The sequence below is a fragment of the Stenotrophomonas maltophilia complex sp. Om-AH-Sm3 genome (assembly GCF_059337855.1).
In genome coordinates, this window is sequence record NZ_JBYBLQ010000003.1 from 266,385 (window position 1) to 291,609 (window position 25,225).

At 65.4% G+C, this 25,225-nt stretch carries 24 protein-coding genes; 16 read left to right on the forward strand and 8 right to left on the reverse strand.

The genetic code is table 11. The features are described from left to right. Positions 1–61 precede the first annotated feature (61 nt). On the reverse strand, positions 62–1,090 hold the full coding sequence (locus tag AC10QF_RS05825) for an alpha/beta hydrolase (protein ID WP_111096953.1): 1,029 nt from the start codon (positions 1,088–1,090) through the stop codon (positions 62–64). Positions 1,091–1,411: 321 nt separating this feature from the next. Between AC10QF_RS05825 and AC10QF_RS05830 the strand changes: the two genes are divergently transcribed. After that, on the forward strand, positions 1,412–1,786 hold the full coding sequence (locus AC10QF_RS05830) for a hypothetical protein (protein ID WP_049412844.1): 375 nt from the start codon (positions 1,412–1,414) through the stop codon (positions 1,784–1,786). Positions 1,787–1,921: 135 nt separating this feature from the next. Here AC10QF_RS05830 and AC10QF_RS05835 read toward each other — a convergent pair whose 3' ends face one another. From AC10QF_RS05835 to AC10QF_RS05850, 4 genes are all read right to left on the reverse strand, one after another. Then, positions 1,922–3,199, reverse strand: coding sequence for a replication-associated recombination protein A (locus tag AC10QF_RS05835; protein WP_227836677.1), 1,278 nt, complete (start codon positions 3,197–3,199; stop codon positions 1,922–1,924). A 241-nt stretch (positions 3,200–3,440) separates the two neighbouring features. Next, complete coding sequence (gene lolA, locus AC10QF_RS05840; protein WP_005413289.1) at positions 3,441–4,079, reverse strand: outer membrane lipoprotein periplasmic chaperone LolA; 639 nt, start codon at positions 4,077–4,079, stop codon at positions 3,441–3,443. A 111-nt stretch (positions 4,080–4,190) separates the two neighbouring features. Beyond that, positions 4,191–6,134, reverse strand: a complete 1,944-nt coding sequence (locus AC10QF_RS05845; protein ID WP_111127701.1) for a DUF3857 domain-containing protein — start codon at positions 6,132–6,134, stop codon at positions 4,191–4,193. A gap of 39 nt (positions 6,135–6,173) precedes the next feature. After that, a complete protein-coding gene (locus tag AC10QF_RS05850) occupies positions 6,174–8,534 on the reverse strand; it encodes a DNA translocase FtsK (protein WP_005416487.1) in 2,361 nt (786 codons plus the stop codon). A 233-nt stretch (positions 8,535–8,767) separates the two neighbouring features. On the opposite strand from AC10QF_RS05850, the gene trxB reads away from it, so the two are divergent. Beyond that, positions 8,768–9,739, forward strand: coding sequence for a thioredoxin-disulfide reductase (trxB, locus tag AC10QF_RS05855; RefSeq protein ID WP_111178554.1), 972 nt, complete (start codon positions 8,768–8,770; stop codon positions 9,737–9,739). 93 nt (positions 9,740–9,832) lie between these two features. Here trxB and AC10QF_RS05860 read toward each other — a convergent pair whose 3' ends face one another. Beyond that, a complete protein-coding gene (locus tag AC10QF_RS05860; protein ID WP_111178552.1) occupies positions 9,833–11,311 on the reverse strand; it encodes an N-acetylmuramoyl-L-alanine amidase family protein in 1,479 nt (492 codons plus the stop codon). Positions 11,312–11,503: 192 nt separating this feature from the next. Here AC10QF_RS05860 and AC10QF_RS05865 point away from each other — a divergent pair, with 192 nt between their 5' ends. The 4 genes from AC10QF_RS05865 to AC10QF_RS05880 all read left to right on the forward strand — a co-directional run bounded on the left by AC10QF_RS05865 (position 11,504) and on the right by AC10QF_RS05880 (position 14,322). Further along, a complete protein-coding gene (locus AC10QF_RS05865) occupies positions 11,504–12,628 on the forward strand; it encodes a GNAT family N-acetyltransferase (RefSeq protein WP_494541919.1) in 1,125 nt (374 codons plus the stop codon). Positions 12,629–12,693: 65 nt separating this feature from the next. After that, on the forward strand, positions 12,694–13,434 hold the full coding sequence (aat, locus tag AC10QF_RS05870) for a leucyl/phenylalanyl-tRNA--protein transferase (protein ID WP_111178562.1): 741 nt from the start codon (positions 12,694–12,696) through the stop codon (positions 13,432–13,434). Positions 13,435–13,520: 86 nt separating this feature from the next. Next, positions 13,521–13,739: a translation initiation factor IF-1 gene (gene infA, locus AC10QF_RS05875; RefSeq protein WP_005409596.1), complete on the forward strand. Its 219-nt coding sequence runs from the start codon at positions 13,521–13,523 to the stop codon at positions 13,737–13,739. Positions 13,740–13,941: 202 nt separating this feature from the next. After that, positions 13,942–14,322: a hypothetical protein gene (locus tag AC10QF_RS05880; protein WP_049460780.1), complete on the forward strand. Its 381-nt coding sequence runs from the start codon at positions 13,942–13,944 to the stop codon at positions 14,320–14,322. 72 nt (positions 14,323–14,394) lie between these two features. Here AC10QF_RS05880 and clpA read toward each other — a convergent pair whose 3' ends face one another. Then, the gene (gene clpA, locus AC10QF_RS05885; RefSeq protein ID WP_069138589.1) at positions 14,395–16,680 is read right to left on the reverse strand and encodes an ATP-dependent Clp protease ATP-binding subunit ClpA; all 2,286 of its coding nucleotides are present in this window, start codon (positions 16,678–16,680) and stop codon (positions 14,395–14,397) included. A 138-nt stretch (positions 16,681–16,818) separates the two neighbouring features. Between clpA and AC10QF_RS05890 the strand changes: the two genes are divergently transcribed. Next, complete coding sequence (locus AC10QF_RS05890) at positions 16,819–17,631, forward strand: APH(6) family putative aminoglycoside O-phosphotransferase (protein ID WP_111178546.1); 813 nt, start codon at positions 16,819–16,821, stop codon at positions 17,629–17,631. A gap of 138 nt (positions 17,632–17,769) precedes the next feature. Here the strand turns inward: AC10QF_RS05890 and clpS are convergent, their stop codons facing one another. Then, the gene (gene clpS / locus AC10QF_RS05895; RefSeq protein ID WP_005416477.1) at positions 17,770–18,096 is read right to left on the reverse strand and encodes an ATP-dependent Clp protease adapter ClpS; all 327 of its coding nucleotides are present in this window, start codon (positions 18,094–18,096) and stop codon (positions 17,770–17,772) included. Between the two features lie 112 nt (positions 18,097–18,208). Between clpS and AC10QF_RS05900 the strand changes: the two genes are divergently transcribed. The 9 genes from AC10QF_RS05900 (at position 18,209) to AC10QF_RS05940 (ending at position 25,054) form a co-directional block, all read left to right on the forward strand. Further along, positions 18,209–18,682: a hypothetical protein gene (locus AC10QF_RS05900; protein ID WP_005416476.1), complete on the forward strand. Its 474-nt coding sequence runs from the start codon at positions 18,209–18,211 to the stop codon at positions 18,680–18,682. Between the two features lies 1 nt (position 18,683). Beyond that, complete coding sequence (locus tag AC10QF_RS05905) at positions 18,684–19,145, forward strand: NUDIX hydrolase (protein ID WP_049460786.1); 462 nt, start codon at positions 18,684–18,686, stop codon at positions 19,143–19,145. Further along, positions 19,142–20,284, forward strand: a complete 1,143-nt coding sequence (mnmA, locus tag AC10QF_RS05910) for a tRNA 2-thiouridine(34) synthase MnmA (RefSeq protein WP_005416474.1) — start codon at positions 19,142–19,144, stop codon at positions 20,282–20,284. The genes AC10QF_RS05905 and mnmA overlap by 4 nt, the downstream gene beginning before the upstream one ends. Continuing rightward, on the forward strand, positions 20,281–20,895 hold the full coding sequence (gene hflD / locus AC10QF_RS05915) for a high frequency lysogenization protein HflD (RefSeq protein WP_005416473.1): 615 nt from the start codon (positions 20,281–20,283) through the stop codon (positions 20,893–20,895). Before mnmA ends, hflD begins: the two co-directional genes overlap by 4 nt. 211 nt (positions 20,896–21,106) lie before the next feature. Beyond that, entirely contained in the window at positions 21,107–22,297 is a 1,191-nt protein-coding gene (locus tag AC10QF_RS05920) for a methyl-accepting chemotaxis protein (RefSeq protein WP_005416472.1), read from the forward strand. A gap of 98 nt (positions 22,298–22,395) precedes the next feature. Continuing rightward, positions 22,396–22,611, forward strand: coding sequence for a hypothetical protein (locus tag AC10QF_RS05925; RefSeq protein WP_494541920.1), 216 nt, complete (start codon positions 22,396–22,398; stop codon positions 22,609–22,611). A 135-nt stretch (positions 22,612–22,746) separates the two neighbouring features. Continuing rightward, positions 22,747–23,211 carry a hypothetical protein gene (locus AC10QF_RS05930; RefSeq protein WP_494541921.1) on the forward strand — a complete coding sequence of 155 codons (465 nt, stop codon included), beginning with the start codon at positions 22,747–22,749 and terminating at the stop codon, positions 23,209–23,211. Positions 23,212–23,317: 106 nt separating this feature from the next. Continuing rightward, entirely contained in the window at positions 23,318–23,824 is a 507-nt protein-coding gene (locus tag AC10QF_RS05935) for a hypothetical protein (RefSeq protein ID WP_494541922.1), read from the forward strand. 54 nt (positions 23,825–23,878) lie between these two features. After that, positions 23,879–25,054, forward strand: a complete 1,176-nt coding sequence (locus AC10QF_RS05940; protein WP_181452220.1) for a GAD-like domain-containing protein — start codon at positions 23,879–23,881, stop codon at positions 25,052–25,054. Positions 25,055–25,225 lie beyond the last annotated feature (171 nt).

Below are 25,225 nucleotides of genomic sequence, written 5' to 3' on the forward strand. Positions count from 1 at the left end.
CGCTGCACGCCGGCAGCCTCGCCTGGGTAGTGGGGTCGCACGGCATCGCGTGCGAAGGCATTCATTCGCCGGTGTTGTCCCCGCCACTGGGCGCACCATCGCCGGCGCTGCGGTCGGACACGCCATACAGTTCATGCAGCGCAGCGTGGAACGATGCCGGCAGCATCGGGCCGTGGCCGAGGCCATCGAACTCGCGGTACTGCACGCTCAGGCCCGGCACCTTGCCCAGCCGCTCGGACAACTGCATCGCCGCATCCGGGGTGGCGCCACTGATCCGGCGCAGATGCGCAACCACGCGCGGGTTGCTCATATCGCGCTTGCCGCGATCACCGACGCGCTCGGCGCCGCCCAGCATCAGCCAGAGCTTTGCCGGCTGGCCGTGCACGTTCTGCACGAACTGCTGCTCCGGATCACCCAGCGCCGCGCCCTGGCTCCACCACAGCGACGGGCTGGCGGCCAGATAGGACTGGAACGCGGCAGGTCGCGTGTACAGCGCATTGAGCACGAACAACCCGCCCAGCGAATGGCCCCACAGCGCCTGCTGCCGCGTATCGATGCGTGCGCGACGCTCGACTTCCGGCTTGATGCGGCGCTCGATCACGTCAAGGAAAGCCGCAGCGCCGCCGCCGACTGCCTGGGTCGTGCCGCTCTCGTCGTCGGCACGGTCGATCCACGCGGTGTAGTCGCGGGTACGCGCCTTGGAATCGATGCGCAGGTCGTTGTCGTAGCCGATCAGCACCAGTACCGGCGGCGCCTTGCGCGCGGCCAGCTCGGCCAGCAGCGGCTGGTCCAGCACCATGGCCACGGCGTTGCCATCCAGCGCGTACAGCACCGGGGATGGGGTCTTGCCGGCCCTGGCTGGAATCGCCAGGTTCACCCGCCAACGGCGCTGCTGGTCCGGGCTGTCCACCACGAAACGTTCAAAGCGATAGCTGGCCGCCGGCTCGTCCAGCACGGTGTGGCCGATCTTCTGCAGCGGATTGCGCTGCTGCGCATTGGCGTACGGAGTGGCCAGGAGCAGACCCATCATCAAGGCAGCCAGGCCGCGGGCCAATGGACCACGGCGCGAAGGCAGGACGAAATGCTTCATCAGTGGCGGCAGGAGCGGCCGATGGCCGCCGGTTCTCAGGGGACCGCAGTCTACCTTAAACGCGAATGATTATCACATCGATCAAACGTCACGCTGTGTATCACGCGCGCGATGCGTTCATTTTCCCGGTTGCGCCGGAAACACCGAATCCACTATTTTGCCGGTCAGCGGGGCGCAGGAGCGCCCTTCCCTCGCAGGGCTGCGGATGGATGGGCAATCGAGCCGCCGGCCGCGCCCTGTCCTTTACCAAACCCATCCATGCATGGCATGGATCTACTGACCACCATCCACGGGAATGAATCCCGTGACTGCGAGAACACCTTGAAGCGCACCGCCCTGATCGCCCTTTCCCTCGGCCTGATTGCACCCCTGGCCGCCCATGCCGCACAGGACCTGCCAACGCTCTACCAGGCCTTTGAAGAGGCCGGCAATTCGTCACTGGGCATGGAAGAACTCAATCAGACGGTGACATTCACCGCCGTGGCCCTGGGCGTCTCCAGCAACCTGGCGGGCGAGCCGCTGATCGAGGCAGGCGACGATCAGGGCAATGTCCTGGCCCGGCTGACCAGCGGCGACGAACAGCAGGCGGCCAAGCTGGGCGCACTGGAAGAAGGCGCAACCTTCACCGCCAGCTGCACGCTGCAGTTCAGCTCGGGAACGGATTACCTGTCCTTCGGCGACTGCAGCATCAAGTAAGAAAGAAGCCGGCGAAACGCCGGCTTCGTTGTCCCGCCCTGTAGAAGTCGAGCCATGCTCGGCTGTCGCTTCCGCAGGTGCTGCTGGGTCGGTCCAGAGCGGAGTCGAGCATCGCTCGATGCTACATAAGCCAGCTCAACGGCCCTTCGCGGCCCTCGCCGCTTCACGCTCGGCACGCAGGCGATCAAGCTTTTCCTTCAGCTTGATCTCCAGGCCACGCGGCACCGGGTTGTAGTACACCCGTTCGCCCATCGCATCAGGGAAACCGGTCTGGTCCAGCGCGATGCCACCTTCAGCATCATGGTCGTACTGGTATTCGGCGCCATAGCCTAGCTCCTTCATCAGCTTGGTCGGCGCATTGCGCAGGTGCAGCGGCACTTCTTCGGTACCGCTCTGGCGCACGTCGGCCTTGGCCTGGTTGAACGCGGCGTAGCCAGCGTTCGACTTGGCGGTGCTGGCCAGGTACAGCACCAGCTGGGCGAAGGCGAGCTCGCCTTCCGGGCTGCCCAGCCGCTCGTAGATGTCCCAGGCTTCCAGCGCCATGCTTTGTGCGCGCGGATCGGCCAGGCCGATGTCCTCGATGGCCATGCGGGTCAGCCGGCGCGCGAGATAGGACGGATCGCAACCGCCGTCCAGCATGCGGGTCAGCCAGTACAGCGCAGCATCGGGGTTGGAGCTGCGCACGGACTTGTGCAGCGCCGAAATCTGGTCGTAGAACTGCTCGCCCCCCTTGTCGAAGCGGCGGGTACGGTCGGCCAGCACCTGGGTCAGGGTCTGCGGCGTGATGCGACCACCCTCCCCGCCCGCCAGTTCTGCGGCGATTTCCAACAGGGTCAGCGCACGGCGCACGTCACCATCGGCAGCGGTGGCGATTTCCAGCAGCAGTTCGGGAGCGACCTCGATGCCTTCTTCGCCCAGGCCGCGTTCGCGGTCGCCCAGTGCGCGTTCCAGCGCTTCGACGATATCGGTTGGCGATACCGCTTCCAGCACATGCACGCGGCAACGCGACAGCAGCGCCGAGTTCAGCTCGAACGACGGATTCTCGGTGGTGGCACCGACGAACAGGATCGTGCCGCGCTCGATGTGCGGCAGGAAGGCATCCTGCTGCGCCTTGTTGAAGCGATGCACCTCGTCCACGAACAGCACGGTGCGCCGGCCCTCGGCGAACCGTTGCGCAGCCTCGGCCAGCACCTGGCGCACCTCCGGCAAGCCGGACAGGACGGCGGAGATGGCACGGAACTCGGCATCGGAGTACTCGGCCAGCAGCAGTGACAGCGTGGTCTTGCCGCAGCCCGGCGGGCCCCACAGGATCATCGAATGCACGCGCCCGGATTCGACCGCGCGACGCAGCGCGCTGTCCGGCGCCAGCAGGCGCTTCTGCCCGACCATTTCGTCGAGGGTGCGCGGGCGCATGCGCTCGGCCAGCGGGCGCAGATGTTCCCGATCAACGCTCAGCAGATCGGGGCCGGGGAAGGAAGTTGAACGATGTCTTGCCACCCGCTCATTGTACCGCGACAGGGTGACGACGATTCCGGTAGTGCCGGCCGCTGGCCGGCAGATCAAAATTGCGTCAACCAAGGTTGACACCCACCAAGGCGGTGCCGGTTGAGACCCACCGGAGCAGGTAGCGCCGGGTCATGCCCGGCATCCTCGGTCAATTACCGATGACGTCCGTGCCCTTCGGCGGGGTGAAGCTGAAGGTGCCGGCAGCAAAGCCTGGATTGCGCTTCCAGCCACTGAAGCTGATCACGGTGCGCTGTCCGACCGCGTCGGTGATCTCCATCTTGGCCAGGCCCTGGGCATTGAAGCCCAGCGCGGCGTACTGGAAGCTGGCTTCGGTCTCGCGCTTCGGCGACAGCGACAGCCATTGCAGGCCATCACGCTGCGCAGCCTCTTCGCTGACGTCGTACTGCTGTTCCAGCAGCGCCGGGTTGATCAGCGCGGTCAGCGGGCTGTTCTGCTCTTCCTTGCCCTGCTCGCGCACGGTGGCCTGCTCCAGGTCCGGCTCGTACATCCAGACTTTTTTACCGTCGGCCACGATCAGCTGTTCGTGCGGGCGCACGTATTCCCAGCGGAACAGGCGCGGCGCCGACAGCGCCACGCGGCCACTGGTCGATTCCTTCACCTTGCCGCGGCTGTCGAACACCTGCTGGCTGAACTGGCCATCCAGGCCCTTCAGGCCACTGGTGAAAGTCTTCAGGTCATCGCGGGCACCGGCCCAGGCACTGCCGGCAGCGGCACAGGCGACGGCCAGGGTAGTCGTGGCAAGGAAACGGCGGAAGCGGAAGTTCATGCGGAAATCCTGTGGGCGCGGGCGCCAGGAAAGGTGGTTGCCAGTGTGCCCGGGGGAAGATGAATGGGCGATCAGGGCGACATTATGCCGCCCTGAACGTCCATCGGCGATTCAGCCGCCAGATGCCGGCAGCTTGCCGTACAGCACCTGGCCGCGGAAGCCGCGACGCACTTCGCGGTACAGCGCGCGGAACGCCGGATAGTCCTGCGGCTGGCACAGCGCCTCGGGGCCACGCACCGCGTTCTGCTGCAAGCGGTGGTGCACGATCACCTCCTGGCCCTCGCGGCTCCAGTCCACCCGGTATTCGCCAGCGGCATTGGTAAAGCGCTGGCTGGCCGGAATGGCGATGATCGGCGCATTGGCCGGGAACTGCAGGCGATAGGTTTCCTCGCGCAGGCTGGCATTGCAGTAGAACGGCGTCTCGTTGGCCGGCGCCGAGGCGGTGGCGTACAAGCCACGCACCGACTCGCCACCCGGCGGGTCCGGCACGGCCATGCCGCCGGCCACGCTGAAGTCGGCGTAGTCCTCGGCCTGGAAGGCCATGCGGTAGCCGAACGGCCGGGTCAGGTCGACCGGTACGCCCTGGATCTGCAGCTGCCCTCGCCCATCGAAACCTGAGGCGGCCATGATCTGCTCCTCAGCGCGCGCACGGTTCTGCGCGTTGAGCTGTGAGAACTGCGCGCGCATGCCGATCTCGGCGTTCTCCCCCAGCTTCGGAATCGTTTCGCCGCGCAGGTTGCCGTTGGCATCAAACGTAAAACGCACTTCCATCGACGTCGCATTGCGCTCCGGCGTATTGGCCGGGGTACGCGCCAGCGTAGCGTCCCGGGTACGCATCACCGGCGCACCCAGGTCACCTTCCGGCAGCTGCCCAAAGCGTGCCCACGCGGTGGTCGAATCCAGGTAAAGATCAAACTCGGGGATATAGGTGATGGCGTGGTTGAAGCGGCCCAGCACCGGAATCTTCGGCAGCGTCGGGCCGCCCCCCGCACCGATCAGCACCGGCGAGCTGGCGATACCCTTGGCCGCCAGCAGAGCCTCGAGGATCGTCACGTGGTCCTTGCAGTCACCATAGTGATTGTCGAGGATGCTCTGCGCGCTGTTCGGCTCCAGGCCGCCGTTGCCCAGGTACACCGCCACATAGCGGATGTTCTGCGCGACCCAGCGATACAGCGCATCAGCCTGTTCGCGGCGGTCGCTGATGCCGGCGGTGATCTCATCAGCGAGCGCCTGCAGCGCCGGGGTCACCTGGGCCGCCGGGCCCGCCTTGAGCTGGTAGGCGCGCCCCATCTGCGACCAGTCACGATACGTGCTGGCCATGATGTTCGGGCCGAACTCCCAGCCCGCCGCCGACCAGTTCTGCGCCGGCATCGCCTCGCGGCGCTGGTAGCGCCAGCGCCATTGCGCCTGGCCATTCTTCACTGTCGGCCGGTCACTGCCCTGCACGCCGCGGCTGTCCACGAACATCGGCAGGTTGGCCGGCGCACTCAGGGTGACCTCGGCGTCCTCGTACTCGGTGAAGACGTTGAAGGTCTCCCACAGGCCGAAATAGCCCGGGAAGTACGGCGTAGCCTGGGTGCGACGCACCTGGTAGTACAGGCGCGTGCCCGGGGCCAGGTTCGGGAACACGATCACCCGCACCTTGCGGTCGGCATACATCGCCGCCGAGGCGCTGGAGTAGCTTTCCTGGGTGTAGATGCGGTCGGCCGGCACGTCGCGGCGCTGGCCGTCGGCGGTGATGGTGTAGGCGCCAAGCACCTCCAGCGTTTCCATCTTCTCGCTGTAGCTCAGCCGCACCTGGCTGAACTGCTCGACCGAGGCCTTGGTCTTGAGCAGGACCTCGTAGGTTTCGGTCTGCACATTGCCCGCATCCGGCCGGACCTGGTAGTCGGCGCGGTAACGGACAATGCTGAAATTATTGCTGGCTTCGGTATCGCCGCTGGTGGAAGGCGGCGCCGTGGCGGGCGCGGAGGTGGCGGTTTCTGCCAGTGCCGGGCCGGCAGCCATCAGGGCAGCCAGCGCCAGCGCCAGCGCGCTTGGTACGGGGTGAAGCATGCGTCGGTTCCTTGGACGTCGTGGGGGATACGTCGGGTCTTACTTCGGCGGCGGCGGTGCCAGCACCGTGCGGTCGCCGTTGTGCTCGGGCGGGCTGACCACGCCGGCCGCTTCCATGGCCTCGATCAGTCGCGCTGCACGGTTGTAGCCGATCTTCAGCCGGCGCTGCACGCCGGAAATCGAGGCACGGCGGGTCTCGGTGACCACCCGCAGCGCTTCGTCATACAGCGGGTCGGACTCGTCGCCGGCCGCACTGGTCTCGGGCAGGCCAGTGGCGCCGACGACCACGCCGTCGCCCATCGTCTGCACTTCGTCCAGCACGCCGTCGACATAGTCGGCCGGGCCCATCGCCTTGAGGTGCTCGACCACGCGATGTACTTCGTCGTCGGACACGAACGCACCATGCACGCGCTCGGGCAGCGCGGTGCCCGGCGGCAGGTACAGCATGTCGCCGTGGCCCAGCAGGGTCTCCGCGCCAGACTGGTCGAGAATGGTGCGCGAGTCGATCTTGGAGCTGACCTGGAAGGCGATGCGGGTCGGGATGTTGGCCTTGATCAGGCCGGTGATCACATCCACCGACGGGCGCTGCGTGGCCAGGATCAGGTGGATGCCAGCCGCACGCGCCTTCTGTGCCAGGCGCGCGATCAGCTCTTCCACCTTCTTGCCGACGATCATCATCATGTCGGCGAATTCGTCGATGAAGATGACGATGAACGGCAGCGTTTCCAGCGGACGCGGCGCCTCGCCCAGCTCCGGGTTCGGCTTGAACAGCGGATCCATCAGCGGCTGGCCGGCGTCCTGGGCTTCCTTCACCTTCTTGTTGAAGCCAGCCAGGTTGCGCACACCCACCGCGCTCATCAGCTTGTAGCGGCGCTCCATCTCGGCCACGCACCAGCGCAGGCCGTTGGCGGCCTCCTTCATGTCGGTAACCACCGGCGCCAGCAGGTGCGGAATGCCTTGGTAGACGCTCAGCTCGAGCATCTTCGGGTCGATCATCAGCATCCGCAGGTCTTTCGGCGACGCCTTGAACAACAGGCTCAACACCATCGCGTTGACCGCCACCGACTTGCCCGAACCGGTCGTACCGGCCACCAGCAGGTGCGGCATGCGCGCCAGGTCGGCCACGGTCGGGCGGCCGGCGATGTCCTTGCCCAGCGCCAGGGTCAGCACGCTGGCCGATTTGTCATATTCCTTCGAGCGCAGCAGCTCGGACAGGAAGATCATCTCGCGGGTGACGTTGGGAATTTCCAGGCCGATCACCGACTTGCCCGGGATGACGTCGACCACGCGCACCGACTTCACCGACAGGCCGCGCGCGATATCCTTGTCCAGCGAACTGATCTGGCTGACCTTGATGCCCGGTGCCGGCTCGATCTCGAAGCGGGTGATGACCGGGCCTGGGTTGGCGCCGACCACCTGCGCATCGATGCGGAAGTCCTTCAGCTTGAACTCGATCTGCCGCGACAGCGTTTCCAGCGTTTCTTCGTCGTAGCCCTTCGGCTGCGGCTTGGGATCATCCAGCAGCGCCAGCGGCGGCAGGTCGGAACCATCGCCGTTGACGCCACGGAACATCGGAATCTGGGTATCGCGCTTGGCGCGATCACTCTTCTCGATCACCGGCTCAGGGCGCGGTTCGATCTTTACCGGCTCGCGCTTGGCGCGCACCTCGGCGTCGGCCTTGCGCACTTCCTGGCGCTCCTCGCGCATCACCCTGGTCTGCTTCCACTCGCTGACTTCTTCCTTCTTGCGCTCCAGCAGCGGTGCCAGCGACATTACGCCACGGCCGATCTTCTCCATCACCGTGAACCAGGACAGCCCGGTGGCCAGGGTGATCGAGGCCAGCAGCAATACCAGCACGAACAGGTTCGCCCCCAGCGCACCGAAGCCCACCGTGAGCGAATTGCCCACCAGCTTGCCGAGAATGCCGCCGGCACTGGCGACATCGCCACTGAACAGGCGCACGTGCAGGAAGCCGGTGCCGGCGATCAGGAAACCGACCAGACCGACCAGGCGCAGCGCCGGGTCCAGATCGTTCTCGCCCTTGCTCTCGCGCTTGAGGCCGAACATGGCGATCCACGCCAGTGCGCCGAGCACCACCGGCAACAGGAAAGCGATGTAGCCGAACAGCTGCAGCAGCACGTCGGCAATCCAGGCCCCGGCGCGGCCGCCGAGGTTATGCACCGGCGCGACCACGCTGCCGGTATGCGACCAGCCCGGATCCGTGGCTGAATAGGTGAACAGACTGGCCGCCAGGTACAGCAGGGCCGGCGCGATGGCGATCAGGCCCAGATCGCGCCAGAGGCGCTGGCGGCGTGGATTGTCGGTCGTCGCCGCCGCGGCCGTGCGACGTGACGCCTTGCTGTCGTCCGACTTGGAGCGTTCAGGGACCTGCTTCGCCACCTTAGACCATACCTTTGGAATGCGCTGTTAGTGATTGATAATAAATGAGACGGCGTCAGTTTTCAGTTATGCGACGTCGGGCAAGGCAATCCGGGGCCCGGAACCACCGCTGGATGACGGCGTTCTGTTCATCGGCTTGAATCGCCCTGCCCCAGCCGCCACTCTATGAGCAGCCATGGATGCTGCGCAAACATCGCCAGCGCCTTGCCCCATCTACCTTTTCGCGAGTTTACATGAGCACCAGCCTGCCCTCCCGCCACCAGCGCCTCGTCATCCTCGGTTCCGGCCCGGCCGGTTGGACCGCCGCCGTCTACGCCGCCCGTGCCAACCTGAAGCCGGTCGTCATCACCGGCCTGCAGCAGGGTGGCCAGCTGATGACCACCACCGAGGTGGACAACTGGCCGGGTGACGCCCACGGCCTGATGGGCCCGGACCTGATGGCGCGCATGCAGGCGCACGCCGAGCGCTTCGAGACCGAGGTCATCTTCGACCATATCCACACCGCCGACCTGTCGCAGCGCCCTTTCAAGCTGATCGGCGACAGCCACGAGTACACCTGCGACGCGCTGATCATCGCCACTGGCGCCACCGCCAAGTACCTGGGCATCCCGACCGAAGAGACCTTCAAGGGCCGCGGCGTCTCCGCCTGCGCCACCTGTGACGGCTTCTTCTACCGCGACCAGGACGTGGTCGTGGTCGGCGGCGGCAACACCGCCGTCGAAGAGGCGCTGTACCTGTCCAACATCGCCCGCAAGGTCTACCTGGTCCACCGCCGCGACACCCTGAAGGCGGAGAAGATCATGCAGGACAAGCTGTTCAGGAAGGTCGCCGAAGGCAAGATCGAGACCGTCTGGCACCACCAGGTGGAGGAAGTGCTGGGCAACGATGCCGGCGTGACTGGCGTGCGCGTAAAGTCCACCTTGGACGGCAGCACCCGCGACATCAACGCCCACGGCTTCTTCGTGGCCATCGGCCACCATCCGAACACGACCCTGTTCGACGGCCAGCTGGCGATGAACAACGGCTACCTGGAAATCCGCTCGGGCCTGGGCGGCAACGCCACCCAGACCTCGGTGGAAGGCGTGTTCGCCGCCGGCGACGTAGCCGACCAGCACTACCGCCAGGCGATCACCTCGGCCGGCTTCGGCTGCATGGCCGCGCTGGACGCCGAGCGCTACCTGGACGCGCAGGGGAAGGCCAGCTGACCGGCGGTTTGTAGAGTCGAGCCATGCTCGACTGAGGAAAACGGGCGCGCAAGCGCCCGTTTTCGCAACCCCACTACCCGCTCCAGGCACCACTCAGGCCCGGACACAGGACTGGGTGAACGCCACCGGCGCCGCGACGACATCGTCCGCATCGCGCATCAGGACATTCCAGCGGACTGAGCCGGGTTCCGTAGAGGAGCAGCTCACTCCGAACTTCACCGGCGCATCCGGATCCTCAAAGCGGCCCTTCCACGGCGTGCAGTATCCGGGCCGGTCACAATCTGCCACGACCACTTCAAGTTCCAGGGGGTACTGGGGATTGCCCGCAAAACCCACTGTCAGCTCGTGCATCGCCTGCAGCGGAACCTCGACATCGGGAATGGGGTGGAGCATCAAAGGCTCACAAGCCTTGCCCTGTGCCCACAGGCGATAGCCCTTCTCCACCCCTTTCATGGACGCCGAGCGGAAGACGGGGTCCTGCAAGGCAGCCACATCGTCAGGATTGGAGTGGTAGGCGGTTTCGATGATCACCGAGGGCATCTTCCCAATGCGGTTCTCGCCGTGCCTGGCCGAGGTCGAACTCTCGCGAATCGGGAAATCCCGATAGCCCGGTTGCGCTCGGATGATTTCACGCATCCCACAGAGGATGCTATCCGCTAGCGCCTTGTCCTGCGGTTTGTCCTGATGATAGTAGACCTCGGTTCCACGCAGACTGGCTGAATCGCTGCCATTGGTGTGCAGGCTCAGCATCACATCCACACCCAGATGGTTTGCGTAGTTGGGGCGAGCCCGTATGTCCTCTTCCTTTTCGCGAGCAGACTCTGGGCTGTTCGGAAACTCATTCCACATGTCGGTGCGTTCGGGGAAAAGAGCCTTCAGGTGGTAGCGGGATGACATGTGCTCCCATGGCTTCCCGGACTCCGGATGGAGTTCCGTGGAGCGGCTCCGTGCCCGGTGCACCGTCAAGCCGCTACGTTGTTCGATCAATCCTTGCAGTTCGTCGCCAAACAGTGGACTCAGCGTGTCTTCCTGAATGCCCAGAGGCGCCGGCCGCTGAAACTTCCATTCTCTACTGGGATGCAAGCTGATGTAGCCATGGCTTGCTGATACCAAAGCTGAGGTATGCGTCGATCTCGCCCGCGCCTGCGGCGGAACGGCGAGATCCTCCGGGTAGTACTCCTCAAGAGTTTTTCCGTCGAATAGGAAATCAATGTCGTTCACAATCAGTCCTGACTTTTCGGCATAGAACCTCAACGAGGACGCCATCGGAATCAGGAAGAGCTCGTCATAACCCCGATCGGGGCCAGGAAGATATCCAGGCCCAAAGCTGATCACCATTGATCTTGCCTTCGCATTGAGACGGATGCTGACGCTGACGTGTCGCAGCTCACCCCTCTCCTGCAAATGACGCGTCAACTGGCTCCCAACTTCACGCTCCAACAGCGCAACCACCTCCGCGTAGGCACCCGGATCCTCAAGCACTTCTGCTGGCTGATCTCCAAAAGCCAAAACAGGAAACGCAAAGATCAGGCCGCACGCGACCACGGCAGTTGCAAGCTTCAATCCCTTCATTGTTCATTTCTCCAAGTGGTTGGATGCGCGCCAGTCATGCAGCGCCCCGCCACCCTGCCGACCCATGCGCCCGCGATTCCGCACCCAGCGCACACGGATGGAGATTTCAAACTTCCCTCATCCCCAATCGGAACAAACCAACCCAGCCCCGCCAGCACCGTTCGCGATCCACCTGGCCTATCCTTGCCAACCATGCCCTCCGCCCGCTTCCTCGACTCCCTGCAGTCCATTCCCGCCACCGACTGGGATGCCCTGCACGACGGCCAGAACCCCTTCGTCAGCCACGCCTTCCTCTCAGGCCTGGAAGAGCACGGTTGCCTGCGCGAGGACTGGGGCTGGCAGCCCCGGCACTTCACGCTGTGGGAGGGCGAGCGCCTGATCGGCGCAATTCCGGGCTACCTGAAGACCAACCCCCACGGCGAATTCGTGTTTGACCATGCCTGGGCGAACGCCTACGCCCGGCATGGCCGCGACTACTACCCGAAGTGGCTGGGCGCGGTGCCGTACTCGCCGGTCACCGGGCCGCGCCTGCTGGCCCGTCACGATTCAGAGCGCACTATGCTGCTGTCGGCGTTGCGCGATGCATTGCCGGCACTGGCCGTGTCATCGGCCCATATCAACTTCCACACCGCAGCGGACGAAGCGCTGTTCGGCGAGGACTGGCTGCTGCGCGAGGACGTGCAGTTCCAGTGGCAGAACCCGGGTGACTGGGCAACGTTCGAGCAGTTCCTCGGTGCCATGAACCACAAGCACCGCAAGAACATCCGCCAGGAACGGGCCAAGGTCGCCCGCCAGGGCATCACCTTCCGCGTGGTGCATGGCGACGACGCCAGCCGCGCCGACCTGCAGGCGATGTACCGCTTCTACCTGCAGACCTTCCTTGAGTACGGCAATGCCCCGGCGCTGACCGAGGCCTTCCTGCGCCATCTAGCCATTTCATTGGGACGTGGGCTGGTGCTGTTCCTGGCCGAGCAGGAAGGCCAGCCGATTGCCGGCGCACTTTGCCTGCGCGGTGGTGACACGCTGTACGGTCGCTACTGGGGTGGCGCCACATTGCCCGGCCTGCATTTCGAAGCCTGCTACTACCAGGGCATCGAATACTGCCTGCGCGAAGGGCTGAGCCGTTTCGAGCCGGGCGCACAGGGCGAGCACAAACTGGCGCGAGGCTTCCTGCCGACGCTGGTACGCAGCCGGCACTGGGTGGCCGACGCGGATTTCGCCGAGGCGTTGCAGGAGTGGTGCCGGCAGGAGCGGCGGGATGTGCGGCGGTACCGGCAGGAGCTGCTGGGGCACAGCCCATTTCGCGCGGACGGGTGACCAGCCAACCAAGGTTGGCATCTACCGCGGCATTCGCGCGGGGCCGTGGCGACTACAATGCCGGCATGACCCGCCAGCTGCCCTGGCGCCTGGCCGATGCGCCGGACGCTCCCTTCCCTCCTGCCGAGACCGCCCTGCGCCAGCCCGATGGCCTGCTCGCGGTGGGTGGTGACCTGCATCCAGCGCGCCTGCTCAACGCCTACGCCGGCGGCATCTTTCCATGGTTCAGCGAGGGCGAGCCGATCCTGTGGTGGTCGCCCGACCCGCGCATGGTGTTCCGCACCGATGGCGTGCACCTGTCCAGCCGCTTCCGCCGCCAGCTGCGCGGCAGCACGTGGGAGGTCACCGCCGACACCGCCTTCAGCCAGGTGATGCGCGCCTGTGCGGCGGCACCTCGGCCCGGCCAGGACGGCACCTGGATCAGCCCGGCCATGGTCGAGGCCTACAGCCAGTTGCACGACCTCGGCTTCGCCCATTCCTTCGAGGTCTGGGACCGTCAGTCGCTGGTCGGCGGCATCTACGGGGTGGCCATCGGGTCAATGTTCTTCGGCGAGAGCATGTTCAGTGGCGCCAGCGGTGGTTCCAAGATCGCGCTGGCGGCACTGGCGACCACGCTTCACGGCTGGGGTTGGGAGCTGATCGACGCACAGGTGGAAAATCCGCACCTGCTGCGGATGGGCGCCGAACACCTGCCGCGCGCGGAATTCCTGCAGCACGTGCGCCAGGCCGTGCGCCATGACGGCCGTGAAGGCTCGTGGACACAGGCCGTCGGACGCTTGCCAGCCCGGCATTTGGCCGGCGGTTAACACAAACTTTGCAAGCTGGGCCGGTCACGCGTAAAATACCGCGCCTTAGGCCCAGCGTGGCCGTTTTCTGAACCGCACAGGACTACATGTCGAAAGACGATTCCATCGAGTTCGAGGGCACCGTCAGCGAGACGCTGCCGAACACCACTTTCCGCGTTCGTCTGGAAAATGGGCACGAAATCATCGCCCACATCTCCGGCCGCATGCGCAAGAACTACATCCGCATCCTCACCGGTGACCGGGTCAAGGTTGAAATGACCCCGTACGACCTGACCAAGGGTCGTATCACCTACCGCATGAAGTAAGCGGTCGGCGCGCTCCGCCATTTCGACAAGGCCAGCCCTGGTTGCTGGCCTTTTGTCATGCCTGCAATCCGGCCCTGCCGGAGGTCATCGTGACCGAACTCACCGTGACGTCGGTCAGCCCTGCTTGCGGCAGATTCGCATCTGCATCCGTGGCGGCATCGTGGCACCTGATCCAGTCCGGATCGCCATCCCCTGCCCCGCCATGAACATGCTCCCGCTGACCGCTCTGCTCGTCGCCCTTGCCGTGTCCGCCAGCGCAGCGCCCGTGCACGCCGCCGACACTCTTTCCACCTCCAGTGACTGCGTCCAGCTGGGCAGCGACCAGCAACTGGTGCGCGCCGGCGCCTCGCGCAACATCCTGCTGCGCAATGGCCAGGACCACTACGTCGTGCATTTCCAGGACGACTGCTCGGCGGCAGGCTACTCGCGGAAACTGAGCTTCGCCACGGACGGCCAGCAGGGTCTGCTGTGCGCTGCCGGCCGCAGCCAGCTGAACACCGATTCCAGCCGCTGCATCGTGTCGCAGATCGAACCAGTTGACGAGGCAACCTTCAAGAAGAAAGCCCGCCAGCGCAGCCGCTGACGTCGCTTACAACAAGGGCGGCCGAAGCCGCCCTTGTCATTTCAGGTCCGCCGAAACCGGCCGGGGGTCAGTTCATTCCACCGTGACCGGCAGCAGGCGCTCCGGTTCGGCCTGGGTTTCGACCACCAGCTCGTCGTCGCGCACATCGATGCTCACCTTGCCGCCGTTGACCAGCTTGCCGAACAGCAGCTCGTCGGCCAGCGGACGCTTGATCCTGTCCTGGATCACCCGGGCCATCGGACGCGCACCCATCAGCGGGTCGAAGCCGTGGTGGGCCAGCCAGTCGCGCGCGGTCGGCGTGGCCGACAGGCTGACGTGCTTGTCCTGCAGCAGCATCTCCAGCTCGATCAGGAACTTGTCGACTACGCGCAGGATGTGCTCGAAGCCCAGCGCCTGGAACTGCACCACCGCGTCGAGGCGGTTGCGGAATTCCGGGGTGAAGCTGCGGCGGATGGTCTCCATCGCGTCGGTGGCGTGGTCCTGCTTGGTGAAGCCGATCGAGCGCCGCGAGGCCTGCGCCGCACCTGCATTGGTGGTCATCACCAGCACCACGTTCTTGAAGTTGGCCTCTCGACCGTTGGTATCGGTCAGCACGCCGCGGTCCATCACCTGCAACAGGATGTTGAAGATGTCCGGGTGCGCCTTCTCGATCTCATCCAGCAGCAGCACGCAGTGCGGCGTCTTGACGATCTTCTCGGTCAGCAGGCCACCCTGGTCGAAGCCGACGTAGCCCGGAGGGGCACCGATCAGGCGGCTGATCGAATGCGGCTCCATGTACTCGGACATGTCGAAGCGGACCAGCTCGATGCCCAGCTGCAGCGCCAGCTGCTTGGTCACCTCGGTCTTGCCGACGCCGGTCGGGCCGGCGAACAGGAAGTTGCCGATCGGCTTCTCCGGGTTGCCCAGGCCCGAGCGGGCCAGCTTGATCGCCGAGGACAGCGTCTCGATCGCCGGATCCTGCCCAAAGATCACCATCTTCAGGTTGCGCTCCAGATGCTGCAGCACGTCCTTGTCGGTGGCGCTGACCTGCTTGGTCGGGATACGCGCCATCTTGGCCACGATCGCTTCCACTTCCTCGACGTCGATCAGCTCCTTGCGCTGGCCTTCCGGCAGCAGGCGCTGGCGGGCACCGGCCTCGTCGATCACGTCGATGGCCTTGTCCGGCAGCAGGCGGTCGCCGATGTGCTTCACCGACAGGTCCACCGCCGCCTGCAGCGCTTCGTCCGAATAGGTCACGCTGTGGTGCAGCTCGTATTTGGACTTCAGGCCCTGCAGGATCTCGTAGGCCTCGCCCACGGTCGGCTCTACGATATCAATCTTCTGGAAGCGGCGGGCCAGCGCCCGGTCCTTCTCGAAGATGCCGCGATATTCCTGGAAGGTGGTCGAGCCGATGCAGCGCAGCTCGCCGGAGGCCAGCGCCGGCTTGATCAGGTTGGACGCATCCATGGTACCGCCCGACGCCGAGCCGGCGCCGATGATGGTGTGGATCTCGTCGATGAACAGCACCGCGTTGGGCACCTTCTTCAGCGCGGTCAACACACCCTTCAGCCGCTTCTCGAAGTCGCCGCGGTACTTGGTGCCGGCCACCAGCGCGCCCAGGTCGAGCGAGTAGATCACCGCGTCGGCCAGCACGTCGGGTACCGAGCCCTCGACGATGCGGCGGGCCAGGCCTTCGGCGATGGCGGTCTTGCCCACGCCAGCCTCGCCCACGTACAGCGGGTTGTTCTTGCGGCGGCGGCACAGGACCTGGATGGTGCGCTCGATCTCGTCACCACGACCGACCAGCGGATCGATGCGGCCGGACCGGGCCTGTTCGTTGAGGTTGCTGGCGAATTCGGTCAGGGCATCGCCCTTCGGCTCGCCATCCCCGCCTTCCATGCGGCCCTCGCCCTCGGAGGAAGAGGACGGCTGCTCGCCTTCCTCGCCCAGCTTGGCGATGCCGTGGGACAGGTAATTGACCACATCCAGCCGGGTCACGTCCTGCTGGTTGAGGTAGTAGACGGCGTGGGAGTCCTTTTCGCCGAAGATGGCGACCAGCACGTTGGCGCCGGTGACCTCCTTCTTGCCCGAGGACTGCACGTGGTACACGGCCCGCTGCAGCACCCGCTGGAAGCCCAGGGTCGGCTGGGTGTCACGGCCGTCATCTTCGGCCAGGCGCGACACTGAGGCCTCGATGGCCTGCTCCAGCTCCTGGCGCAGGCGTTCGGCGTCGGCACCACAGGCTTTCAGGACGGCCTGGGCGGACGGATTGTCGAGCAGTGCCAACAGCAGGTGTTCGACCGTCATGAACTCATGCCGGGCCTCACGGGCGCGCTTGTAGCACTGGCCGATGGTGTGTTCGAGGTCTTTGCTGAACATGGATTACTCCGGCGGCAGATGGGAACAATATGCGGCCTGACTACGCGATTTCCATCACCCTAGCGGATTGCTGCGTTCAGATGGCGTTAGCACTGCAGAACGCTTGATCTTCGTTCACTCCAGAAGACCTCAACCGGCATGAGCGAACCCTACCTGAGCCGCTGGCGATTGCGGCGTGATGGCCCGGCCATCGAAACGCCCCATGCCCGGCTCTGGCCGGTGCTGACCGCTGCCGGCGAGCCGGCGATGCTGAAGATCAGCAGCGAAGCGGAGGAGCAGAACAGCCATCGCCTGCTGCGCTGGTGGGACGGCGATGGCGCTGCCCGCCTGCTGGCCCACGCCGGGCCGGCTATCCTGATCGAGCGTGCCGGCGGCGACTCGCTGCGGCAACGCTCGATCGAGGGCGACGATGAGGCCTGCACCACGATCCTGTGCCAGGTCCTGCAACGGCTGCACCGGCCACGGAGCGCGCCGCCAGCGGAACTGGTCTGCCTGCGTACATGGTTCGCCGATCTGCTGCAGCCAAGGGCTGCGCTGCCGCCACTGCTGGAACAGTGCAGATCACTGGCGGAGGGGTTGCTGCAGGAAGAGCGCGAGGTCCGGCCCCTGCATGGCGACCTGCACCACGACAACGTGCTCGATTTCGGCGCGCGCGGCTGGCTGGCGATCGATCCGAAGCGGCTGCTGGGCGACCGTGCGTTCGACTACACGACGATGTTCAGCAATCCGGATCTCTGTGGCCCGGGCATCCACGTGGCCACGCGGCCGGAGCGGTTTGCTGCCCGGCTGGAACAGGTCAGCGCACTGGCCGGCCTGGAGCGCACGCGCCTGCTGCGCTGGATCGCGGCCAGCATGGCGCTGTCGGCAGTGTGGTTCAGGGATGACGGCGACCCGGCCGACGTGGACGAGGCGGTGGCGCGGATGGCGCTGGAGGCGCTGGCGGAGAGCTGAGACCCGCGCTTGGCAGGTGCCTACCTTGCTGGGGGCGCTCCATCCACGATCGATACAGGCCTCTGCTTTGGTAGGTGCCCACCTTGGTGGGCACACTGGGTCCGGGATCGTTGTGCCCGGACGCGAATCAGCAGCCGGTCAGGCCTTTTCCATCGTGCACAGCAGCGGATGCTGGTTCATCCGCGAGTACTCGTTGACCTGGGCAACCTTGGTCTCGGCCACTTCGCGGGTGAAGACACCGCAGACGCCGCGGCCGCGGGTATGAACGTGCAGCATCACTTGGGTGGCCTTGTCCAGGTCCATGCTGAAGAACTGCTGCAGCACATCCACCACGAAATCCATCGGGGTGTAGTCGTCGTTGAGCAGCATCACCTGGTAGAACGGCGGCGGCGCCACTTCCGGGCGCGCGGGCTCTACGGCAACGCCGTGCTCGTGCTGGGAATCGGGGGAGGACTCATGGGGCATCCATCCATTATAGGGGCTCGGGCAGGCCTGCGTCGGCCCGCCGCAGATTGGACGGCACGCACGCCCACCGTCACAATTGCACCCTCTCCCAACACTGTTTCACAGGATCTTCATGAAAAGGACCCTTCTTCCCGCCCTGCTGATCGCGCTGGCCGCTGCCGGCTCTGCCACTGCCGCAACCAGCGCCGACAAGTCCGTGGCCCGCCATCTGGACAAGCTGGGCTATACCTACGAAGTCGACGAGGATGGCGACTACCGCATGGTGTTCGACGTCGAGGGTGACCGCACCCAGATGGTCTACGTGCGCTCGGCGGTGGAGGATTTCGGCAGCCACAACATCCGTGAGATCTGGTCGCCGGCCTACAACGCCAAGACCAAGCAGTTCCCGGTGGCCGTGGCCAACCGCCTGCTGGAGGATTCGCAGGACGCCAAGATGGGGGGCTGGGTAAAGCAGGACACCACCGCCATGTTCGTGGTGAAGATCGACGCCGATGCCACCCCGGACCAGCTCAGCGACGCCATCGATGCGGCCATCCGCACCGCCGACGCGATGGAGCTGGAGCTGACCAAGAAGGACGAGTTCTGAGTTGAACGCCACGCCGGACCCGCGCTGGGCACCGCACGCCACCGTCGCCACGGTGGTGGTTGACGGCGGCCGCGTGCTGCTGGTCGAAGAGACCATTGAAGGCCGCCAGGTGCTGAACCAGCCGGCCGGCCACCTCGAGCCGGGCGAAAGCCTGGCCGAGGCAGCCCTGCGCGAGACCCGGGAGGAAACCGGCTGGACCGTGCAGCTGACCCATTTCATCGGCTGCTACCAGTGGACTGCCGGCGACGGCACCGCCTTCCTGCGCTTCTGCTATGCAGCACACCCGGTCTCGCACGACCCGGCCCAACCGCTGGACACCGGCATCGACCGCGCGCTGTGGCTGACCCCGGCCGAGCTGCAGGCCGCCGGTGAGCGCCAGCGCAGCCCGCTGGTCTGGCAGGTGGTGGCGGATTACCTGGGTGGCCAGCGCCACCCGCTTTCGCTGGTCCGGGAGGTCGCATGAGCACGCCGCGCGTGATGGTGGGCGTCTCTGGTGGTGTCGACTCTTCGGTCGCCGCCTGGCGCCTGGTCCAGCAGGGCGAGGCCGTGGCCGGCCTGTTCATGCAGAACTGGGCCGACGACGGCAGCGGTGACTGCCGTGCCGAGGATGACCGCCGCGATGCGGTCGCCGTATGCGGCCTGCTCGGTATCCCGTTCCACTTCCGTGACTTTTCCAGCGAGTACTGGCAGGGCGTGTTCGAGCACTTCCTGGCCGAATACGCCGCTGGCCGCACGCCGAACCCGGACGTGCTGTGCAACCGTGAAGTGAAGTTCAAGCATTTCCTGGATGCCGCCCGCGAGCTGGGCGCCGAGCGCATCGCCACCGGCCACTATGCGCGGGTGACCCAGCGCGGCCACCAGTGGCTGCTGCTGCGCGGTGCCGACCGCTCCAAGGACCAGAGCTACTTCCTGCACCAGCTGGGCCAGGAGCAGCTGGCGGCCACCCTGTTCCCGATCGGCGACCTGGAGAAGACCGACCTGCGACGGATTGCGCGCGACGTCGGCCTGCCGACCCACGCCAAGAAGGATTCCACCGGCATCTGCTTCATCGGCGAGCGGGATTTCCGCGAATTCCTCGGCCGCTACCTGCCGGCCAGGCCCGGCCAGATCCTTGACCCGGCCGACGGCAGCGTCATCGCCGAACATCCGGGCGTGTTCTATTTCACCCTTGGCCAGCGCGAGGGCCTGAACATCGGCGGCGTACGCGGCCGCCCGGCCGCACCGTGGTACGTGGTCGGCAAGGATGTGGCCAGCAACGTGCTGTACGTCGACCAGGACCGCGACAGCCCATGGATGCTGTCCGAGCGCCTGCGCTCGGAGCCGGCGCATTGGATCTCGGGCTCGCCACCCGCGCGACGCTTCGAATGCACCGCCCAGACCCGCTACCGCCAGCCCGATGAGCCGTGTACGGTCGACGTGCTGGACGATGGCAGCGTGCTGGTCACCTTCGCGCGCCCGCAGCGTGCCGTTACCCCCGGTCAATCGCTGGTGCTGTATGACGGTGATGTGTGCCTGGGTGGCGCGGTGATCGCCGCCACCGATGCGCCGCTGGAACAGCGCCTGCGCACCACCCCCTCCCCTTTTGAGGTAATCGCTGCATGAGTTTCACTGTCGACGACCGCGTCCTGGCCTTGGCCGGCATTGCCCAGGCCCTGCAGCAGGTACGCCGCATCGCCGATACCGGCCATTCCGACGCCGCCGCCGTGCGCACCGCCGTGGACAGCGTGTTCCGTGTCGATGCGTCCTCGCCGCAGGCGGTGTTCGGTGACCGCCATGCACTGAAGGCCGGGCTGCGCCTGCTGCACAACTATTTCCGCAACCAGGGCCAGGATCCGATCCTGCCGAAACTGGCGCTGTCGGTGCTGCAGCTGGAGCGCCGCTTCGTTCAGGATGGCGCCACCGTGAACAAGGTTGCTTCGGGCATCGAGCGTGCCCAGCGCCAGGCCACCGAACTGGGCGACAGCGGCCACCCGGATGTGCTGGCCAGCCTGGGAAGCCTGTACGCGGACACCATCAGCCACCTCAAGCCGCGGGTGATGGTGCAGGGCAACCCGCACTACCTGGGCCAGGCCGGCGTGGTGGCCGAGATCCGTGCCCTGCTGTTGGCCGCGGTGCGCTCGGCAGTGCTGTGGCGCCAGCTGGGCGGCAGCTACTGGGACTTCCTGTTCGGCCGCAAGGCGATGATCGAGGCCGTGGACCGGCAGCTGGCGTAAGGGTGTGGGGTCAGAGCCCTTTTCCATGAAAAGGGATCCGACCCCGCCGCTGCCTACCCAGGGGTCGGATCCCTTTCCGGCACGGACTCAGACCCCGAAGCCGCCAAGCGCCGGAAAACCGGCGCATTCAGAATGCACTTCCAAGCACATCGACGTTAAAGAGAAAGGGGGTACGGCCGATACATCCTCCGTGCACCTCCCGAGAACGTCCATGTACTCACGCATTTTCATCCGTCTGGCCGCCCCCCTGGCTCTGACCCTGCTGCTCCCCTTCGCCATCGGTTTCGAATGGCCGGCCGCCCTGCGCTGGGCGATCCTGACCACGATGACGCTGAGCTGGCTCGGCTTTGCGTGGTGGACCACCCGCGCCCAGGCGCATCGTTCCCCGGAACATGCCCGTGTCCTGCGTGAGCAGGACCAGCTGCTGACCGAACTGCGCAACTTCGTCGGCAACGAAATCGACGGTTCGCGTGGTGAAGTGGAACGCGCCCGCGACCTGATCCGCCAGGCGGTCTCCAGCCTGGGCGGCAGCTTCGATGCGATGAACCGCAAGTCGCGCCAGCAGAGCCAGGCGCTGTCGCGCATCGTCGACCGCGCCGGCGATGAAGGCAATGCCGGCCTCGACGTTGCCCGTTTCGCCCAGCACGCCAGCCACCGCATGGAACAGCTGGTGGAAGCGCTGGAACAGGTGAGCGGCCAGAGCAGCACCACCGTGCAGCATATCGACCAGATGGCACAGCACCTGGATGGCATCTTCGCGCTGCTGGAAGACGTCAAGTCGATCGCCGACCAGACCAACCTGCTGGCGCTGAACGCCGCCATCGAAGCCGCGCGTGCCGGTGAAGCCGGCCGAGGCTTCGCGGTGGTCGCCGACGAAGTGCGCAACCTGTCCGAGCGCTCGACCACCTTCAACGAGCAGATCCGCAAGCTGGCGCACAGCTCCAAGGACGCCATCGCCAAGGTGCGCGAGACGGTCTCGCACATGGCCTCGCGTGACATGGACCGCTCCCGCGAAGCACGCCAGGAAGCGGCGGCAATGCTCGACAATGTCGCGCAGATCAATGCCTCGCTCGGCGACGGCATGCGCGAAGTCTCCGAGTGCGCACGTGCGATCGATGGCAGCGTGGCCGAAGCCGTGCGCGCCCTGCAGTTCGAAGACATCGCCACCCAGGCGCTGGGCGGCGTGCACACCCACCTGGACCGCCTGACCGCGATCAACCGTGAAGCGGTGGCCCTGCAGGAACTGCTGCACCGCAATGGCGGCGTGTTCGACGAAGAGATCGCCACGGCCCTGCAGCGCACCGGCAACCGCCTGCGCGAACTGCGCAGCGAATGGGAACGCCCGCCGCACAAGCCGGTTGCCCAGCAGAGCATGGGTGCCGGCACGGTAGAGCTGTTCTGATCCTGATGTCCGCTGCCCTCGCTGGCAGCCCGCAAGGCCCCGGTTCGTCCGGGGCCTTTGCCTGTGACCCGCCGTTGGATGCATCCTGTACGCGCACCATGACCCTGATCCACGCCCTGCCCTCCCTCACCGACACCGAGCGCCCGCGCAACGCGAGCGTGCGTGAGCAGCTGCAACAGCTGGAGGATGTGGCACGCGAGGAGATCCGCGAGCTGCAGCAGCTGGCGGACGCGCGGCCTGGCACGTCGCGAGCGGATGAGGCGCTGCTGGGACTGGCGTGGGATCTCGGGCTGGATGGGGATGCGCTGAAGTAGATCCACGCCATGCGTGGATGGGCCGTCGCGATATCTGCACCTCTGCTTTGCCTGTCGCCTTTTAGGATTTGTTGCATAGCCTGAGGAAGGGGACGAGGACACACTGCCCCCTCCCCCTGTCTCTCTGGCCTCCGCATGACGTTCAATCTGGAAGAAGCCCGCGAGGCTTTTGAGCAATTCCTTATGCTGATGGACGGCCAGATAGAATGGCTGGTTGCGCAGGCTCAAATGCATGGCATTGAACTGGATAGCAGCCCCGAAAGTCTCGACAGGCTGGAACACCTCCATGACTTGATGGCAGCCACGCTGTCTGAGGATGAGCGGGACTCTCTGAGGGTCGTGTTCGCCCGATATCTAGGGGAGACCGTCAGGCTGGTACACGGTGGGAAGTGGACCCTGCCACTTGATGACCCTAAGGACATCCACTTCAACAGGCCCGTCATCATGGGGCACTCACGCTACCCCCTGTGTGAATTCAGCCCCATCCATGCGATTCGCGCCTACTCGCTTCGCCGCCGCCCGGGGCTGATCAGAAGCATCGTAGCCAGCAGCGTTGATCCGCAGATCCTGGACCTAAGCGATCTCGCCGAAGAAGATTGACCAAGTCGATCCCGAAAAACGCATGACCTGCTGTACGGACTCGCCCCCGCGGGGCCGGCCACGGCTGCCCATGGCATGATTGCCCGGTCCCGTCCATGGAAGACCTATGGCCATCACCCTGATCGCACTCGTGCTGTTGGAGACCGTCCTTCTGATGGTCTGGGTAGCCGGCTATTTCAGCTGGGGCATCACCCTGTTCAACGAACGCATCGCGGCGTCACCGGCAATACAGGCCCGGCTCTCGCTGGGCAGCCTGGAGCGTGACCTGCCGCAGGACAAGTGGCTGCGGCTGGCCTTCCATGCGCTGCCCGATGGCAGCATGGCGTTCCGCGAGAGCTTCGCGCCGAGCTTCGGCCTGCGCTACTTCCCGGTGATGCGTGGACGCATCGTGCTCAACGCACGGCGGCACGAGGTGCGGGTGATCGGCCTGTGCAGCTGGTTCGTGGCGATGCTGTCGCTGCTGCTGTTGCCACTGGTGGCGATGCGCCCGATGGTGGCGCCGATGCTGCTGGTACTGCCACTGTTCCTGGCCAGCTATCTGGTGCAGAAGCGGCGCTATGCGGCCATTGTCGAGGCGCTGCGCATGCAGTTGAAGGCGGAGTTTCCCAGGTAGATCCACGCCATGCTTTGATAGTGCCCTGCGATGCCTGCATTTCGGATTGTTTGCATGGACCGTGAGCGCTCGGCCCTTCATCGTAAAGGGCCGATTCCGGTTCAGATCAGCCCGATGACCAGCGCCGCCCTCTGCCTTTCACTCGCTTTGCAGCTCCCGGTTGCTTCAGAACCGCTTGCCGTAGATCCCGACTCCCTGCTCGCCCTTCACCAAGCGCTCCAGTCCTTCGGCGAATTTCAACAGCCCTACTCCGCACCTGTAGATGTGGCCGATCCTGATGCAGGTGTGACCGATGCAACTGTCGAGATCTCCGCCGGGTGTGTGAAGGATGGTCCACAGGTCATCATCCTGGACGCGGATGTAGACGAGGCACCCGAGCGCTATCTGGTGCTGAACGAGCCCTGGCAAAGCCTTTCGGCGGGAACATTGTTGCTCGTCTCTGGAAACACAGCGGCCATCATCTCAACTCAGGAGGCGAACAAGGAAGCCACACAGGCCGAGCGAATGCTGACATTCCTGGATTATCTGCCATTCGACGCCGGGAGGAATGCGTTGGTGGAACCAGGCATCGAAGCGCAGGAATCAAGCTTTGAAACCAGGGCGTTCATGGAGAGCTTCAGTGCGAGCTCCCGGGGCGAGGCGCTCTCCGAGGCGACTCTTGCCGCATGGAAGGGCGTGCTGCCCGACCTGCTGCTGGCGCTGTGGCGACGCGACGGGTTCGCACGCTATCGCGACGACAGGCTCATCTTGGTCGATCCGCATCTGTACTCAGGGGTTGTCGCAGCCTTCCTGCAGGGCACTCCGATGGACGGTGCTGATCGGTTCCATGCCTATGCGGTGACACCTTTCGGCCAGATGCTCTTGTGTGGAGAGAACACCTCCATGCATATCAGCATCGATCCGCACAGCGGACAGGTTTCGGCGGACTCGGATGTAGCAGCCACTGCCGGCGCGACTGAACGCAACTGGAAACTGGAGTTCCTGCTGCACCACCTGGATGGGCCCTATCTCGATGCAACCGACGATGACGAGCAGCCCTTGTACGCACGCGCACTCGATTTACTGGGCCACCTGGCTCCCAACGAGATCTACAGCTTCTCACCCTCGGTTGTTGAAGGTGGCTGGCAGGCAGCGCGCCTGGTCAAGCGGGATCGTCTCGCTGAATTGAAGTCACTCGCCAAGCAGACAGCAGCAAGACGGTCCTTGCGGTCTGATGCTGAAGACAGGTAAACCCGCGCCGTTCATTGCTGGTCGCGATCTCTGGCATCGGCGCCGACCAACGGTAGGCACCCACCGTGGCAGGCTCCGGCACTCGCCACTGCAGGTGCTGCAAGTAGAACCACGCCATGCGTGGATGATCGCGAGGTACATGCATCCGTGCCGACCAACGGTCGGCACCTA

Bases quoted from the DNA above. Each gene is read 5' to 3' on its own strand.
- clpS (WP_005416477.1), bottom strand. From the start codon at position 18,096: ATGCCCCATGAGTCCTCCCCCGATTCCCAGCACGAGCACGGCGTTGCC.
- aat (WP_111178562.1), top strand. From the start codon at position 12,694: ATGACCCGCCAGCTGCCCTGGCGCCTGGCCGATGCGCCGGACGCTCCC.
- infA (WP_005409596.1), top strand. From the start codon at position 13,521: ATGTCGAAAGACGATTCCATCGAGTTCGAGGGCACCGTCAGCGAGACG.
- AC10QF_RS05860 (WP_111178552.1), bottom strand. From the start codon at position 11,311: ATGAAGGGATTGAAGCTTGCAACTGCCGTGGTCGCGTGCGGCCTGATC.
- AC10QF_RS05880 (WP_049460780.1), top strand. From the start codon at position 13,942: ATGAACATGCTCCCGCTGACCGCTCTGCTCGTCGCCCTTGCCGTGTCC.
- AC10QF_RS05935 (WP_494541922.1), top strand. From the start codon at position 23,318: ATGGCCATCACCCTGATCGCACTCGTGCTGTTGGAGACCGTCCTTCTG.
- AC10QF_RS05890 (WP_111178546.1), top strand. From the start codon at position 16,819: ATGAGCGAACCCTACCTGAGCCGCTGGCGATTGCGGCGTGATGGCCCG.
- AC10QF_RS05900 (WP_005416476.1), top strand. From the start codon at position 18,209: ATGAAAAGGACCCTTCTTCCCGCCCTGCTGATCGCGCTGGCCGCTGCC.
- AC10QF_RS05825 (WP_111096953.1), bottom strand. From the start codon at position 1,090: ATGAAGCATTTCGTCCTGCCTTCGCGCCGTGGTCCATTGGCCCGCGGC.
- AC10QF_RS05930 (WP_494541921.1), top strand. From the start codon at position 22,747: ATGACGTTCAATCTGGAAGAAGCCCGCGAGGCTTTTGAGCAATTCCTT.
- AC10QF_RS05920 (WP_005416472.1), top strand. From the start codon at position 21,107: ATGTACTCACGCATTTTCATCCGTCTGGCCGCCCCCCTGGCTCTGACC.
- lolA (WP_005413289.1), bottom strand. From the start codon at position 4,079: ATGAACTTCCGCTTCCGCCGTTTCCTTGCCACGACTACCCTGGCCGTC.
- hflD (WP_005416473.1), top strand. From the start codon at position 20,281: ATGAGTTTCACTGTCGACGACCGCGTCCTGGCCTTGGCCGGCATTGCC.
- AC10QF_RS05845 (WP_111127701.1), bottom strand. From the start codon at position 6,134: ATGCTTCACCCCGTACCAAGCGCGCTGGCGCTGGCGCTGGCTGCCCTG.
- clpA (WP_069138589.1), bottom strand. From the start codon at position 16,680: ATGTTCAGCAAAGACCTCGAACACACCATCGGCCAGTGCTACAAGCGC.
- mnmA (WP_005416474.1), top strand. From the start codon at position 19,142: ATGAGCACGCCGCGCGTGATGGTGGGCGTCTCTGGTGGTGTCGACTCT.
- AC10QF_RS05835 (WP_227836677.1), bottom strand. From the start codon at position 3,199: ATGCGCCCGCGCACCCTCGACGAAATGGTCGGGCAGAAGCGCCTGCTG.
- AC10QF_RS05940 (WP_181452220.1), top strand. From the start codon at position 23,879: ATGGACCGTGAGCGCTCGGCCCTTCATCGTAAAGGGCCGATTCCGGTT.
- AC10QF_RS05925 (WP_494541920.1), top strand. From the start codon at position 22,396: ATGACCCTGATCCACGCCCTGCCCTCCCTCACCGACACCGAGCGCCCG.
- AC10QF_RS05865 (WP_494541919.1), top strand. From the start codon at position 11,504: ATGCCCTCCGCCCGCTTCCTCGACTCCCTGCAGTCCATTCCCGCCACC.
- trxB (WP_111178554.1), top strand. From the start codon at position 8,768: ATGAGCACCAGCCTGCCCTCCCGCCACCAGCGCCTCGTCATCCTCGGT.